General features: G+C 35.9%; 16 protein-coding genes and 1 pseudogene. 2 read left to right on the top strand and 15 right to left on the bottom strand.

Going from position 1 to position 14,546, the window contains the following annotated elements; genetic code table 11:
• Positions 1 to 23: 23 nt before the first annotated feature.
• On the bottom strand, positions 24 to 1,808 hold the full coding sequence (uvrC, locus tag MHH71_RS21015; protein WP_006096223.1) for an excinuclease ABC subunit C: 1,785 nt from the start codon (positions 1,806 to 1,808) through the stop codon (positions 24 to 26).
• A gap of 284 nt (positions 1,809 to 2,092) precedes the next feature.
• On the opposite strand from uvrC, the pseudogene MHH71_RS21010 reads away from it, so the two are divergent.
• Positions 2,093 to 2,337: pseudogene (locus MHH71_RS21010) on the top strand (cytoplasmic protein).
• Between the two features lie 285 nt (positions 2,338 to 2,622).
• Here MHH71_RS21010 and trxA read toward each other — a convergent pair.
• The 7 genes from trxA to MHH71_RS20975 all read right to left on the bottom strand — a co-directional run bounded on the left by trxA (position 2,623) and on the right by MHH71_RS20975 (position 8,739).
• The gene (trxA, locus tag MHH71_RS21005; RefSeq protein WP_003200692.1) at positions 2,623 to 2,937 is read right to left on the bottom strand and encodes a thioredoxin; all 315 of its coding nucleotides are present in this window, start codon (positions 2,935 to 2,937) and stop codon (positions 2,623 to 2,625) included.
• 210 nt (positions 2,938 to 3,147) lie between these two features.
• Positions 3,148 to 4,125 (bottom strand): electron transfer flavoprotein subunit alpha, encoded by a 978-nt coding sequence (gene etfA / locus MHH71_RS21000; protein WP_018764422.1) that lies wholly within the window; start codon positions 4,123 to 4,125, stop codon positions 3,148 to 3,150.
• A 36-nt stretch (positions 4,126 to 4,161) separates the two neighbouring features.
• Entirely contained in the window at positions 4,162 to 4,935 is a 774-nt protein-coding gene (etfB, locus tag MHH71_RS20995; protein ID WP_018764423.1) for an electron transfer flavoprotein subunit beta, read from the bottom strand.
• A gap of 79 nt (positions 4,936 to 5,014) precedes the next feature.
• On the bottom strand, positions 5,015 to 5,791 hold the full coding sequence (locus MHH71_RS20990; RefSeq protein WP_026008452.1) for an enoyl-CoA hydratase: 777 nt from the start codon (positions 5,789 to 5,791) through the stop codon (positions 5,015 to 5,017).
• An 11-nt stretch (positions 5,792 to 5,802) separates the two neighbouring features.
• The gene (locus tag MHH71_RS20985) at positions 5,803 to 6,390 is read right to left on the bottom strand and encodes a TetR/AcrR family transcriptional regulator (RefSeq protein WP_018764425.1); all 588 of its coding nucleotides are present in this window, start codon (positions 6,388 to 6,390) and stop codon (positions 5,803 to 5,805) included.
• Positions 6,391 to 6,505: 115 nt separating this feature from the next.
• Complete coding sequence (locus MHH71_RS20980) at positions 6,506 to 8,191, bottom strand: long-chain-fatty-acid--CoA ligase (protein ID WP_033799152.1); 1,686 nt, start codon at positions 8,189 to 8,191, stop codon at positions 6,506 to 6,508.
• Between the two features lie 245 nt (positions 8,192 to 8,436).
• Positions 8,437 to 8,739, bottom strand: coding sequence for an RNA polymerase sigma factor (locus MHH71_RS20975; protein WP_240516940.1), 303 nt, complete (start codon positions 8,737 to 8,739; stop codon positions 8,437 to 8,439).
• Positions 8,740 to 8,861: 122 nt separating this feature from the next.
• On the opposite strand from MHH71_RS20975, the gene MHH71_RS20970 reads away from it, so the two are divergent.
• Entirely contained in the window at positions 8,862 to 9,365 is a 504-nt protein-coding gene (locus tag MHH71_RS20970) for a DinB family protein (RefSeq protein ID WP_006096217.1), read from the top strand.
• A 66-nt stretch (positions 9,366 to 9,431) separates the two neighbouring features.
• Here MHH71_RS20970 and MHH71_RS20965 read toward each other — a convergent pair whose 3' ends face one another.
• The 7 genes from MHH71_RS20965 to MHH71_RS20935 form a co-directional block, all read right to left on the bottom strand.
• Positions 9,432 to 10,124 (bottom strand): ABC transporter permease, encoded by a 693-nt coding sequence (locus MHH71_RS20965; RefSeq protein ID WP_003200921.1) that lies wholly within the window; start codon positions 10,122 to 10,124, stop codon positions 9,432 to 9,434.
• A 54-nt stretch (positions 10,125 to 10,178) separates the two neighbouring features.
• The gene (locus tag MHH71_RS20960; protein ID WP_078211640.1) at positions 10,179 to 10,535 is read right to left on the bottom strand and encodes a hypothetical protein; all 357 of its coding nucleotides are present in this window, start codon (positions 10,533 to 10,535) and stop codon (positions 10,179 to 10,181) included.
• A gap of 23 nt (positions 10,536 to 10,558) precedes the next feature.
• Positions 10,559 to 10,816, bottom strand: a complete 258-nt coding sequence (locus MHH71_RS20955) for a DUF4097 family beta strand repeat-containing protein (protein WP_006096215.1) — start codon at positions 10,814 to 10,816, stop codon at positions 10,559 to 10,561.
• A gap of 140 nt (positions 10,817 to 10,956) precedes the next feature.
• Positions 10,957 to 11,661 (bottom strand): ABC transporter permease, encoded by a 705-nt coding sequence (locus MHH71_RS20950; RefSeq protein ID WP_033797318.1) that lies wholly within the window; start codon positions 11,659 to 11,661, stop codon positions 10,957 to 10,959.
• A gap of 95 nt (positions 11,662 to 11,756) precedes the next feature.
• On the bottom strand, positions 11,757 to 12,440 hold the full coding sequence (locus MHH71_RS20945) for an ABC transporter permease (protein WP_033799151.1): 684 nt from the start codon (positions 12,438 to 12,440) through the stop codon (positions 11,757 to 11,759).
• Positions 12,433 to 13,356: an ABC transporter ATP-binding protein gene (locus MHH71_RS20940; RefSeq protein WP_026008453.1), complete on the bottom strand. Its 924-nt coding sequence runs from the start codon at positions 13,354 to 13,356 to the stop codon at positions 12,433 to 12,435. Before MHH71_RS20940 ends, MHH71_RS20945 begins: the two co-directional genes overlap by 8 nt.
• A gap of 254 nt (positions 13,357 to 13,610) precedes the next feature.
• Positions 13,611 to 14,546: a sensor histidine kinase gene (locus MHH71_RS20935; protein WP_006096213.1), complete on the bottom strand. Its 936-nt coding sequence runs from the start codon at positions 14,544 to 14,546 to the stop codon at positions 13,611 to 13,613.

Genomic DNA, 14,546 nt, shown 5'->3' with positions numbered 1-14,546 from the left:
CAAAAAATAGAAGACATTGTAAACTACAACGTCTTCTTATCTGTTAAATAGGAATAAATGGTTTCTGCAACATTTTGCGGCATTCCCGCTTCGACAAATTCCGTCACAGAAGCTTCTTTCATCTTTTTTAGGGAGCCAAAATGTTTTAACAATACTTTTTTTCGCTTTTCACCAACTCCAGGAATCCCATCTAAAGCAGATTGAATCACTGATTTCCCGTGAAGCTGACGGTGAAATGTAATTGCAAATCGGTGTACCTCGTCTTGAATACGCTGCAATAAATAAAATTCTTGGCTATTTCTTTCAAGCATAACAGGATCAGGAGGATCACCAATCATTAAATGCGATGTACGGTGTTTATCATCCTTAACAAGTCCAGCCATCGGAATATATAAGCCAAGTTCATTTTCAAGCACATCACTAGCAGCTGCAAGATGTCCTTTCCCGCCATCAATCACAATTAAATCAGGTAGTGGCAAATTCTCTTTTAAAGCACGCGTATACCGCCGGCGTACAACCTCTCGCATCGATTCATAATCATCTGGCCCTTGAACTGTCTTTATCTTATATTTTCGATACTCTTTTTTCGCTGGTTTTCCATCAATAAAGACAATCATTGCTGAAACTGGATTCGTCCCTTGAATATTTGAGTTATCAAATGCTTCAATACGATATGGTGTTTCAATGTCAAGCTGCTTACCTAAATTTTCAACAGCCTTAATTGTTCGCTCTTCATCACGTTCAATTAAATAAAACTTCTCCCCTAAAGCGATCTTCGCATTCTTGTTTGCTAATTCAACGAGGTCTTTTTTCTTTCCTCGTTTTGGCTGCGTTACATCCACTTCTAAAAAACGCTCTACTAATTCAGGATCAATACTGCCTGGCACTACAATTTCCTTTGGTTTAAAATGATTGTTTTGTTCATAAAATTGACCGATAAATGTTAAAAACCCTTCTTCCGGCTCATCATAAATTGGGAACATAGAAACATCGCGCTCGATTAACTTACCTTTTCGGACAAAGAAAACTTGCACGCACATCCAGCCTTTATCCACCGCATAACCAAACACATCGCGGTCAACTAAGTCGCTCATAATCATCTTCTGCTTTTCCATAATCGCATCTATATGAGAAATTTGATCACGTAATTCTTTTGCACGTTCAAACTCTAATTTTTCCGATGCTTCATACATTTTCGCTTCTAATTCTGAACGAACTTCTTTATGTCCACCATTCAAAAACTTAACAATTCCATCTACAATTTCTTGATTCTGTTCATCCGTTACCTCTTGTACACAAGGTGCTAAGCATTGTCCCATATGATAATATAAACAAACTTTATCTGGTATATTTGTACATTTCCGAAGCGGATACATGCGATCTAATAGTTTTTTTGTTTCATGAGCTGATTGCGCATTTGGATACGGACCAAAATACTTCCCTTTATCCTTTTTTACATTTCTCGTAATGAGCAAACGTGGCTGTTTTTCAGCTGTAATTTTAATAAATGGATATGTTTTATCATCTTTTAATTGGATATTATATTTTGGATCATATTTTTTGATTAAATTTAATTCTAAAATAAGTGCCTCTAGATTCGAGGAGGTAACAATATATTCAAAATCAACAATTTCTCCGACAAGACGGAGTGTCTTCCCATCATGTGAACCAGTAAAATACGAGCGCACACGATTTTTTAACACCTTTGCCTTCCCGACATATATAACCGTTCCTTGCTTATCTTTCATTAAGTAACAGCCTGGTTGATCTGGTAAAATTGATAATTTTTCTTTTAAATGCTCGTGCACTCGCAAACCCCCGTTTCTACATATTTATCATTATTATTCCAAAACACCCAACATACGTTCTTTTATTGTAACGGAAAGAACAAAAAAATGAAAACATTATACATATTTTCTTCTTTTCACATAGAATTGTACTATTAATTTTCATGTTAAACTAACAAAATAGAATTTTTGATTTTGTTTTTTAACCTTTGATCATGATGTATTATATAAACAATTCGTGCATGAAATATCCAAAAGAAGCTTTCAAATAAAACATCAAAGAAATGCGTAAAAAGGAGGATACAATGGAGAAATATTTTGAAGAAGCACACCGTTTCTGTTCTCATAATAGAATTTACTTAAAAAAGACACTATGTGTGGTTGTTTTTATTATTTAGAAATTTTCATCCCAAGTAAAATTAATGAATGGTGGGATGATGATACAGCAGTTTGCCCCTATTGTGGTATTGACTCTATTATAGGAGAGGGTTCTGGATTTAAAATCACTGAAACCTTTTTAAAAGAAATGCGCCAAAGATGCTTTGAATAATTAAATTTATTCTCCTTATTACACAAACCATAACGTGAAATTTTAATCAGTGGTGGGCTTTATCCCTCGCTGATTATCAGCCCTCACCAATCAGACTTTTACGGGCAGCTGATCCCCACCTAACTTCTTTGCTTTCACTGAATTTTGAAGTGAAGTCTTAATACCCATTAATGAGGGGTAAAGTGAAACTTTAATTGGTGGGGTTCTTCATCCCTTACTAATTGTATTATTATCATCTAACAGAGACTTAAAACAAAAAAGCTACCTCATGGCAGCTTTTTTGTTTTAGAAGTGTTTAGAAACTAATTCTACTAACGCTTCTTTTGGTTTGTATCCTAACGCTTGGTCAACCACTTTACCATCTTTTAATACGAAAAGAGATGGAATGCTCATTACTTCAAAACTGCGAGCAGTTTCTTGGTTTTCATCAACGTCTACTTTTACTACTTTTACTTTTTCGCCTAATTCTGCATCGATTTCCTCTAATACAGGAGCGATCATTTTACAAGGCCCACACCATGGTGCCCAGAAATCTAATAATACAATACCTTCGCTTGTTTCAGCTGCGAAGTTTTGGTCAGTTGCGTTTACAATTGCCATTTTGTTTCCTCCTTCAAGTATATTCTACCAAAAGTATATCATTAAGTTATATACGTGGCGAATATTATGTATCGTTATGTATTGTAACAAAAAAATGTACCTTTATACTATACAAAAAATCTATGGTATATGCTAAAAAACGAGAGGCAGGGGACCTCTCGTTTTTCTATATATAGGGGTATTTCACTTGGAACTCAAGGGTCACTCAAATTAAGAATGTACTTTTAACTTTTTAAACTCTTCTGTTAATAAAGGAACCACTTCAAATAAGTCGCCAACAATACCATAATCAGCTACTTTGAAAATACTTGCTTCTGGATCTTTATTAATTGCAACGATTACTTTTGAGTTAGACATACCAGCTAAATGCTGAATTGCGCCAGAAATACCGCATGCAATATATAAGTCTGGCGTAACAACTTTACCTGTTTGTCCAATTTGTAATGAGTAATCGCAATACTCTGCGTCACAAGCACCACGTGATGCACCAACAGCACCACCTAATACATCTGCTAATTCTTTTAACGGTTTAAAACCGTCTTCACTTTTCACTCCGCGTCCACCAGCAATAATAACTTTCGCTTCTGAAAGATCTACACCTTCTGCTGTTTTACGCACAACATCTTGAATAATTGTACGTAAATCTTTTACATCAACTGTAATAGAAGATACATCACCTGTACGCGCTTCATCTTTTTCAAGTGGCGTAATGTTATTTGGACGAACTGTCGCAAATAGAATACCATCTGTTACAACCTTCTTCTCAAACGCTTTACCAGAATAAATTGGACGTGTGAAGACAACATTTCCACCTGTAACTTCTAATGCAGTTACATCAGAAACAAGGCCAGCTTCAAGCTTAGCAGCTAACTTTGGTGATAAATCTTTACCGAGTGCTGTATGTCCAAAGACAATACCTTCTGGCTTCTCTTCACCATACACAGCTAAAAATGCTTGTGCATAACCATCGGATGTATATGATTTTAATTTATCATTTTCAACTGTCACAACGCGATCTGCACCGTAATGAATCAATTCATTTGCAAAAGATGCAACGCTCTCTCCAACTAGAAGGCCAACCACTTCACCGCCTTCTGCGATTGTTTTCGCTGCTGCTACTGCTTCAAAAGAAACGTTACGTAGTGATCCGTCACGAACTTCACCCATTACTAATACTTTACGAGCCATAGATTTTCCCTCCTGCATATATAATTTCGTATTTTATTAGATTACTTTCGCTTCTGTATGGAGCAACGATACAAGTTCTTTTACTTGATCTTGCAGCTCGCCTTGTAACACTTTTCCTGCATCTTTCTTAGGAGGTAAATAGATTTCGATTGTTTTTGTTTTTGCTTCCACATCATCTTCCTCTAAATCTAAATCATCTAATTCTAGTTCTTCAAGCGGTTTTTTCTTCGCTTTCATAATACCTGGAAGCGATGGATAACGCGGTTCATTTAAACCTTGTTGTGCTGTTGCTAAAAGTGGTAGTGATGTTTCAATCACTTCAGTATCACCTTCGACATCGCGCTCAATTTTCACGCTTGTGCCATTAATTTCAAGCTTCGTAATTGTTGTTACATATGGAATATTTAGCGCTTCTGCTACGCGTGGTCCAACTTGTCCAGACGCACCATCAATCGCTACGTTTCCACCTAAAATTAAATCTACTTCTTTATCTTTTAAATATTCAGCAAGCACTTTCGCTGTTGTAAATTGGTCACCATTCTCAACATCATCTTCAATATTGATTAATACCGCTTTATCACAGCCCATCGCTAGCGCAGTGCGAAGTTCTTTTTCACTATCTTCTCCGCCAACTGTTACAACCGTAATTTCACCGCCTTGTGCATCTCTTACTTGAATTGCTTCTTCAATCGCATATTCATCGTAAGGGTTGATGATGAATTCCGCTTCGCCATCATAAATTGCACCGTTTTTAATTACGATTTTTTCTTCTGTATCAAATGTTCGTTTCATGAGTACGTAGATGTTCATTCCATTTACCCCCTTGTTTTTCAGAAAGATTCTATCAATTTTAATATTCTGGTAATTTATATTAAAAAAATAATTTGAACTACCTACCACTAAATGAAGGTTTGCGTTTTTCTAAAAATGCCGCTACACCTTCTCTTCCATCTTCACCCGTAAACACTTCACCAAATATTTGTGCCTCACGCTGTACACCTTCATAATAATGAGATGATTTTGTTGTTTGTAATAGCTCTAACACAGCACGAGTTGTCGCTGGGCTTTTGCCAGCAATTTGTTTTGCGATTTTGAGAGTCTCTTCTAAAAGTGTTTCTTCTGGGAACACGCCGTTAACAAGTCCCCATTCTAATGCCTGTGCACCTGTAATTGGTGTACTTGTTAGCATCATTTCACAAGCCTTCGCTTTACCAACATAGCGTGGCAAACGCTGTGTACCTGCAAAGCCAGGAATAAGTCCAAGCGTTAGCTCTGGTAAACCAAGCTTTGCACTTTCAGTTGCAAAGCGCATGTGGCAAGACATAGCGAATTCAAGGCCACCGCCAAGTGCCGCTCCATGAATTGCCGCAATGATTGGTTTTGAGCACTTTTCGACACGCTCAAACGTAACTTGTCCAAGCTGTGCCAACTCTGTTGCCTGTTTCGCTTCCTCAACAGAAGTAAACTCTTTAATATCTGCTCCTGCTGAAAAGAAGCGGCCTTCACCATGAAGAACAACAACGCGGATATTTTCATCCTTTTCGACTTGATCAATTAGCTCAGTAACGTCATGCATAACTTGTGAAGACATCGCATTAGCTGGCGGATGATTTAACGTTGCCACCGCAATATGGTCTTCTACTGTTACAGATAGGAATTTCAACATGATCCCTCCCATTATTGACGATAACCACAAGCTGAAATAAGCAGCCCATGTACCGTTTTTGAAAGTGCGACCAAATCATATTTATGATCGCTCATTACCCAATTGGTCACAACTTCATCTACTGTTCCGAAGATCATTTGTCTTGCTACGCGAACATTTAAATCCGCTTGGAATTCTCCTTGTCTTATACCCGTTTCCAAAATCTCATCGATAACTTGTAAGTATCCTTTTAATACTTCATTTATTTTGAGGCGTAACTCTTGGTTGGATTGACGAAGCTCTAGTTGCGTGACAATAGCAAGAGGATCATTTTGTGACAACAGCAAGAAGTGCGTTTCTACCAACATAAATAACTTCGCTACAGCGCTTTCAATTCCTGCTGTTTTTTGGCGAATTTTTTCTATAAATTCTCCCATCTTCTCTTGGAATAAGGATATTAATATATCTTCTTTATTTTTAAAATATAAATAAATAGTTCCATCAGCAACACCAGCTTGCTTTGCAATTTTAGAAACTTGCGCTTGATGGTATCCATTTTCTGCAATTACAATAACCGCAGCATCAATAATTTGGTTATATTTTGGTCGATTTTTTTTCACTTTACTGTCCCCTTCAAGAAGATGACTGAATGAGTGGTCATTCATATTTCATATAATACTGACTATTTAAAAAAATGTCAATCCTATATCCTATATTTTCAAAAAGAAAGGGCCTTTAGCCCGTCTTCTCATCCTCTTTCTTCTTCTGTTCTTCATCTATAAGGACACGGCGTAAAATCTTCCCTACTGTTGTTTTTGGTAACTCGCTCCGAAACTCATATACTTTTGGGACTTTATAAGCAGCCAAATATTTACGAGCAAATTGATCTAACTCTTCTTCAGAACAAACTTCTCCTTCTTTTAGCACAACAAAAGCTTTCACAGTCTCCCCGCGATACGGATCTGGAACACCAATCGTAACCACTTCCTGCACTTTTTCATGCTCATATAATACTTCTTCCACTTCGCGCGGATAAACATTGAATCCGCTGGCAACAATCATGTCTTTCTTGCGATCTTTCACATAGAAAAAACCCTCTTCATCCATATACCCAATATCACCTGTGTGTAACCACCCGTCCTGTAATACCGCTGCTGTTTCCTCAGGCTTATTCCAGTATCCTTTCATCACTTGCGGGCCCTTCACTACAATTTCACCAATCTCACCGGGTGGCAAATATTCTCCTGTTTCAAGTGACATAATGCGTGCATCTGTATCTGGCCACGGAACACCAATACTTCCCGGCACACGTTTTTCCCATAAAAAATTGCCGTGTGTAACTGGAGATGATTCTGTGAGTCCATATCCTTCTACCAGCTTACCGCCTGTAATCTTTTCAAATTTCTCTTGTACCTCTACTGGAAGTGGGGCAGAGCCACTAATACAAGCCCGAATCGAAGAAATATCATATTCCCGAAGTAGAGGACTATTTAAAAGGGCAATATAAATTGTTGGAGCTCCTGGAAATAGTGTAACTTTATGTTTTTTAATCGCTTCAAACACCATTTTCATATCAAACTTCGGAATCAATACCATTTTATATCCTTGCATAATAGCCAAATTCATTACAGCAGTCATTCCATACACATGAAAAAATGGAAGAACACCGAGAATGACTTCCTCTCCCTCTGTACAGTTATATAGCCAATGCACACCCATTAGTGTATTCGATACAAGGTTTTTGTGTGTTAACATAACTCCTTTCGGAAAACCTGTCGTACCTCCAGTATATTGTAAGAGTGCTAAATCATTTTCAGGATCACACGGCACTTCTACCATTTCATCACTTTCTTTTTCTACCGATCTCCAAACATGAATCGTATCACTTTCCGTTACTGTTACAACCAGGTTGCTTTGCTTCTTTTGTACAACTGGATAGAGTAAATTTTTTGGAAATGGCAAAAAGTCAGCAATGCGGGTTACAATAACGTGCTCCACCTTTGTAGCAGATTGAACATTGGTGACTTTCGGAAAAACTAGGTCAACACAAAGAATAACTTTCGCCCTGGAATCATGGAGCTGATATTCTAACTCCCTCTCTGTATAAAGGGGATTTGTTTGTACCACTATACCACCTACAAGTAACGTACCATAATATCCAATCACAGCTTGCGGACAATTTGGTAACATAATCGCAACTCGGTCACCTTTTTTCACACCAAGCCTTTTAAGGTAATTTGCAAATTGTCTCACCTTACGATCTAACACTGCAAATGTAATATCTTTCCCTAAAAAATGAAGCGCTTTCTTTTCTGGGTACCGAGAAGACATCTGCTGTAAATATACATGGAGCGGCTGCATATCATTAGAAATTGTATGCGGAATTTCCTTTGGATAATTTTGTAACCAAGGTTTCTCCATTCCCATTCCTCCTTCCTGTTCTTACACAAATAAAATGAATGTCCATTCATGATGATTATTTTCATTATATTATAGCCATAATCGTGTTACAATCATAATATTCTGACTCTTACGCAACTATTCATTTATAACCTCATATATGTACTAGCCCTCCTACAAGATCTTTTGCATCTATTCTAATTGTATAGGAGGAGCCAAGATGTACATTCTAATAGTTATTACATACAACTTTTTTCTCTTTCGGCTTATATCTTTTGTCTTGATTTTATAGTTCCTCCTTTTTCATTTAAAATCTCCGCAATTTCCTTTGTTTTGAATTTATTCACATAGTAGAGTACAATCACGAGTCGATACTCTAAACTTAAATGACTAAGCATATTTTCAAATTCTAGCTTTTGTTCCATATTTTCTTTTACTGCGTGCCCACTACCCACTTCTCCGTAATCTCCCACATATAAAACTTTATTTTTCCGTACCATATCGTTACACTTATTAATTAATATTTTCGTAATCCACGTTTTAAAATATGCTGGTTCTTTTACACTCAATACTTTAAATTCCCCCGTTTTGGATGCTTTCATCTTATGTTAACAATATAACTAATTCATGAAAGGAAAAACCTCCTCCTTTCACGAATTTACCATATGAATGTAACCATAGGAGGGATAGCATGTATCAAACAATTGAAGGCTTTCTAAAAACGTGGAAATACGAGGCTGATTCTACGCAAAAGGTATTGGATGCATTAACAGATGAATCGTTGACTCAAGAGATTGCACCTGGTCATTGGACTTTAGGTAGAGTTGCTTGGCATATCGTCACCGCGATTCCAGTAATGTTGTCAGGGACAGGTTTACAGTTTGAGGGGGAAACAAAAGATTATCCTGTTCCAACTTCCACAAAGACGATTGCAGAAAATTACCGTAAAGTAAACACAGCTTTTGTTGAAGCAATTCAAACGCAGTGGACCGATAAAGATTTAACAACAATCAACGATTTTTTTGGACGCCCAATGCCGAATTCTATATTTTTAATGACTCTCATTAACCATCAAAACCATCACCGCGGTCAAATGACTGTTTTAATGCGCCAAGCTGGATTAAAGGTTCCAGGTATTTATGGGCCCACTAAGGAAGAATGGACTGCCGCGGGGATGGATGCTCCGAAAATGTAATGACATAAAAAAGACAAGGTGATTCAGCACCTTGTCTTTTTTATGTAACTTGTTTCATGTGAAACGTTATAGCATATCCTCTTTCTCAATATTTCTGATTCCATAATAAGCAATCATAATGCCAATAGCCGCAAGCGCTAATTGAAGTGGCAGAAAAGTTGCTAATGAAAACTCTGGCTGGCTTTGACATGCAATCATCACAACAATTAAGGAAGAAACAATCGTTGTTGGAACAGAATATTTACGCATACCAAAATATAATGGGATTATACCTGCTCCTGCAGCTGCAACGGCAAAAGGAACCACTTTTATACCTTCTTGAATCAACTCATCTATCGTTATTGTATTCGGAATAACTAAAATATAGCTATTTACTGTAAAGAAGACACCTACTATAAAAATGTTAGATAATAAGATTGTTATGAATGTTAGTATTGCGGTAATTAATAACTTACTTGCAATGATTTTTTTTCGATTAATCGGATACGAAAACATGAGCAATATTGTTTTATTTTTATATTCTTCAATTACTAATTTCGCAATTAATACTCCTGCAAAGACAATAAACGTCCCTCTTACCATTGCACTCGCCATTAAAAGAATACCTTGAGGGTTTCCTAATTCTACATCCCCTTCAATTTGTGACACATAGCTTACAAAAAACAACATCGCAACCATCACTATATTTGCGATAATCGCACCTTTTATATACCAGCCGAGCTTACTTTTCTTTATTTCTAGCTTTATTAGTTGCAGCATGTTATTTCCCTCCCTAGTTCATATGTTTTATTAAATAAATCCTCCTGCTCGATTTTATTGTTTATTCACTGGTAATACTTTACGATAACTTCTAGATAGAAAATTCAAATAAATACGGAGATACTTCCAACTAAAATAGGCGATACTTCCCACGATTCCACCTATGCCCAGAGCCAAAACCATGCTCCACTCCTGAGGGATTGATAAACCAGGTCCGATATCCATTTGTACCCATGTAGCTCCAAGGGAACGAATAATACCTGCAATAAATATAAGTACAGTGCAAAAACCGAAACCGTACGCAATCGTTGCCAAAACTGGAACAACAATAACGCTTAATAGTCCCGTCGTACAGTAAAAAAACAGCATAGCAAATACGTCACTGACGGAACGAGTTGGTTTTTTCTGCATGATATATTCACCTCTTCTAATTATTATTTGATATATATAGTGCCTTTCTTTCCAAAACTGAATCCTCCCGCAAAACCTTCCTTTCGCTCTTTCTGATTCACTACAATTTTCTTTCCATCCTTTTTCATTGTTACAGGATCATTCTTCTTATCTTCCTGTTTTCCCTCAACTGCGATTGTTACTTTGCTTGATTCCGCACTTTTGAACGCAACATCCCAATTTTCGTTATTTATTTCTATTTCTTCTACACTATCTACTGCAAAAAAAATTTTCTTTTTCAAAACTCTTTGTCCCTACTTCCTTGAGACTAAAAACTACTCCTGCAACTACAATTGTTAAAATAGAAGCTAATATCGTTTTCTTCATGTTTTATTCCCCAGTTCATTTTAAGCCCACATCTCATTCAAGATTGTATTTTTATTTAAGCCACATCTATTTTATCCACTTTATGATAAGAAAGGTAGCCAATTGCAAGACCTAATAGACAGAGCACAATCGGTACTATAATGAAGTCAAACAAACTAAGCTGTCCTCCCCCATTAGAAACAGTGGAGTTAATCAATAATCCTATTAATATAGACGAGGTAATCGTTGTAGGAGTTGATTTTTTTCTCATGCCAAAATATAAAGGAATGAGACTTACTCCAGCCATCATAAATGCGCTAATAAAAGTAGCTGGAACTGTAGCAATGATTTCACCTACACTAACAGGTGTTTCAAAGAATCCTATTATTGGATTTAAGAAGAAAATTAACATATTGATGATAAAAGTAGCAATGATTATGCTGCAAAAACAAAACCCAAAAACAATTGCTAACTTCGCTTGCATGAGTTTTTTTCGTTGTAACGGATAGGTAAACAATAATTGCATCGTTTTACTTTTGTATTCATCAATTACTAAACGTGATAAAATGACAGCTGAAAAAATCATAAATGTTGTTCTAATAAAAATATTTGTTAAAGACATAAATCCTGCATAATCTAGAAACATTTGCTCACTCTCAGCTCTAGAACCCCATGCCATAAGACCGACAGCAACGAAAATTGCTACAATGCAAATTGCTACTCCTTTAAAATAACGAGATAAGCGATGTTTTTTCCATTCTAGTTTCATAAGTTTAAGCATGTTGTTCTCCTCTAATCATTAGATTTTAAAAATATGTTTCTAATGGGTTATACTTTTTCGTTTCTATCTTCTATTTCCTATTCTTTAAACTCGCCCTATTTAAACAAATCTACCTGTTCAATCTTTCTTATTGCCATATAGGCAATCAACAAACCAATACAAGCTAATATAATGGGAATAGCAACAAAATCGAACAATGTACTTTCAGTCCCCCTACCTGAATTTAACATAGCTACAATCACTATCGCTGATACAAACGTTGTACGCACAGAATATTTTCTCATTCCAAAGTATATTGGGATTAAACTAATTCCCGTTGCTGCTAATGCATTCATGAATAGCTTTAATGCATTTTGGAGTAAGATTGATACGGTTAATGATCCCGTAATGACTGGATGATACAAATTGAATATATAAACAACGCCAAAAATGACAAGATCTGAAATCATAATAAAGCAAAGAGTAAAACAAATGATAATAAACATTTTTGCAAACATCATCTTTTTACGATTGATTGGATACATAAACATCACTGTCATCGTCTTTTCTTGAAACTCTTGAATAATAAATCTCGCAATTAGACTTGCTCCGAAAATCATAAACACTCCTCGTGAAAATGTTTCAATTATTGCAAACGTTTGATTATATCCATTTACTCCTGCTTCATCCCATAATATCAACGGAATACATATAGAAAGAATACAAATTGCGATGAGTGCGCCTCTAATAACCGGCCACAACTTAAATTTCATAAGCTCAAGTCTCATTAAATTAAGCATGGATCCCCTCTCCATTCACGAGATTCAAGAAATATTCTTCTAATGAACTATGCTTTTTGTTTATACTTTCAATTTCTACGTCATTCATGATGAGCGCTTTAGAAATCGCTTGTTGCGTCTCTGTCATTTCGTACACGCGAATGATATTCTCACTCAGAATTTTGTAATTTGTTATACGTAGTTTGTTTTCTAAAACATACGCTGCTCGTTTTACATCTTGAACGTGAATTTCAATATACTCCGTTTGCTTACCATTAATACTGTTCATTGAAACTTCTTTTATCAATTTCCCATTTTGAATAACCCCTATTGTATCTGCCATTTGCTCCATTTCACCTAAAATATGACTAGATACTAATAAAGTAATTCCATATTCTTTACAAAGCATTTTAAATAGATCACGCAATTCTCTAATCCCAATTGGATCTAAACCATTAATTGGTTCATCTAAAATTAATAGCTCTGGCTTTGTCAGAATCGCTCTGGCAATTCCTAACCTTTGTTTCATCCCTAATGAAAAATCTTTTACCTTTTTATTCTCCACGTTGTGTAAATTGACAAGGTCTAATGCATGCTGGATCCCCTTCTTGTCGTAGTAACCCATATATTCGCAATGAAGATATAAATTTTCCTTAGCTGTTAACTTGTCATAAAAAATAGGGTATTCAATAATTGTTCCCATACGTTTTAACACATCATAAGATGTATCTGTTAATTTCTCACCGAAAATTTCAATATCCCCACTCGTTGGTTTTATTAAATTTGTAATCATCTTCATAATCGTTGTTTTACCAGCACCGTTTGGCCCTAAAAAACCGTAGATCTCCCCTTTTTTCACATGCATATTAACCCCAGAAATTACTTCTTTCCCCTCAAATACTTTTGTTAACTGATTTGTTTTTAATACATAGGACATATCATTTTCCCCTTTCGCTTCCACTTCATACTTCCCCCGCATTAACGGGCAGTAAGATTCCCCTAACTCGAAGGAAGATAAAACTGCCCGTAAATGCCCGATTGGTTCAACTAACCATCAGTGGGGGATAAAGCCTCCCCACTGATGGAAGTTTCACTTTATATCATAGACAATGAAAATCTCTTTTTTCTTACCCATTCCTTACAAATTCCTTACGTTCAAAAAAAAGCTTGTAGAATACTCTTTTCTACAAGCTAAAACTCTATTTTTTTCAGTACAATTGTAAATACCGTTTTCTTATATGGCGTACTAGAAAGATGAATTTCTCCTCCTAACGCTTCCACAAGTCGTTTTGTAATCGTAAGCCCAAGACCGCTGCCTTGATACAATCGGTTCCTTGAATCTTCTAACGTATACATGCGTTCAAATACTTTATCAATATGCGATTCATCAATTCCTTTACCACAGTCCCACACATCAACATACACGCACCTATCATCATCTCTTAATGTAATACCAAGTGTTTTCCCATCATATCCATACGCAATTGCATTGGATATTAAATTATTCAACACCCTACCTAATACTTCTGTATTTCCAAGTGCATATACATTTTTCTCCGGTATATCAATATGCACCTCAAATCCTTTGGTCGTTACTAAATCATAAAACGTTAAAATCTTTTCTCGGCATACTTCATTCATATTCACCTTTGTCATTTCGACTGCTTTATCTCCAGATTCTAATTTCGCCAAATCAAAAAATTTATGAATAAGTTCCATTACTTCCAAAGTTTTCAAATGTACCTTTTCTAGCAATACTTGTCGTTCTTCTTCACTTATCGTTTTATCCACATTTAACATTTCTGTATACCCAAGAATAACAGTGAGCGGTGTTTTTAAGTCATGTGAAATGTTAGAAAGCATCTTTCTCATCGAAATTTCAACCTTCGCATGATCAGCATTCGTTTTTTGTTTCGCATCTAATAAATGATTAATTGCTACTAATAATTTTTGCAGTTCTTTATCATCCGTCACAACTAATAATTTCTCACCTGTTTGCTGCTTTACAATATCCTGTAACTTTTCATATGTATAGCGTACATTTGCACTTTTACTTTTCTGTATTCTATATTGAAAATAAATAACACCTAATAATATGAAGATAACGATCGTTAAAAGAGAGATCAT

It is taken from the genome of Bacillus sp. FSL H8-0534 (assembly GCF_038005885.1).
GTDB classification, from domain to species: Bacteria; Bacillota; Bacilli; order Bacillales; family Bacillaceae_G; genus Bacillus_A; species Bacillus_A pseudomycoides.
The sequence above is the reverse complement of the archived record's forward strand: the minus strand, read 5'-3'. Positions and strand labels throughout refer to the sequence as shown.

Coding starts and splice junctions, on each gene's coding strand:
- MHH71_RS20990 (WP_026008452.1), bottom strand. CDS start 5,791: ATGTTGAAATTCCTATCTGTAACAGTAGAAGACCATATTGCGGTGGCA.
- trxA (WP_003200692.1), bottom strand. CDS start 2,937: ATGGCAATTGTAAACGCAACTGACCAAAACTTCGCAGCTGAAACAAGC.
- etfB (WP_018764423.1), bottom strand. CDS start 4,935: ATGAACATCTACGTACTCATGAAACGAACATTTGATACAGAAGAAAAA.
- MHH71_RS20940 (WP_026008453.1), bottom strand. CDS start 13,356: ATGTCCTATGTATTAAAAACAAATCAGTTAACAAAAGTATTTGAGGGG.
- MHH71_RS20950 (WP_033797318.1), bottom strand. CDS start 11,661: ATGCTTAAACTTATGAAACTAGAATGGAAAAAACATCGCTTATCTCGT.
- MHH71_RS20965 (WP_003200921.1), bottom strand. CDS start 10,124: ATGCTGCAACTAATAAAGCTAGAAATAAAGAAAAGTAAGCTCGGCTGG.
- etfA (WP_018764422.1), bottom strand. CDS start 4,125: ATGGCTCGTAAAGTATTAGTAATGGGTGAAGTTCGTGACGGATCACTA.
- MHH71_RS20960 (WP_078211640.1), bottom strand. CDS start 10,535: ATGCAGAAAAAACCAACTCGTTCCGTCAGTGACGTATTTGCTATGCTG.
- MHH71_RS20980 (WP_033799152.1), bottom strand. CDS start 8,191: ATGGAGAAACCTTGGTTACAAAATTATCCAAAGGAAATTCCGCATACA.
- MHH71_RS20935 (WP_006096213.1), bottom strand. CDS start 14,546: ATGATCTCTCTTTTAACGATCGTTATCTTCATATTATTAGGTGTTATT.
- MHH71_RS20945 (WP_033799151.1), bottom strand. CDS start 12,440: ATGCTTAATTTAATGAGACTTGAGCTTATGAAATTTAAGTTGTGGCCG.
- MHH71_RS20970 (WP_006096217.1), top strand. CDS start 8,862: ATGTATCAAACAATTGAAGGCTTTCTAAAAACGTGGAAATACGAGGCT.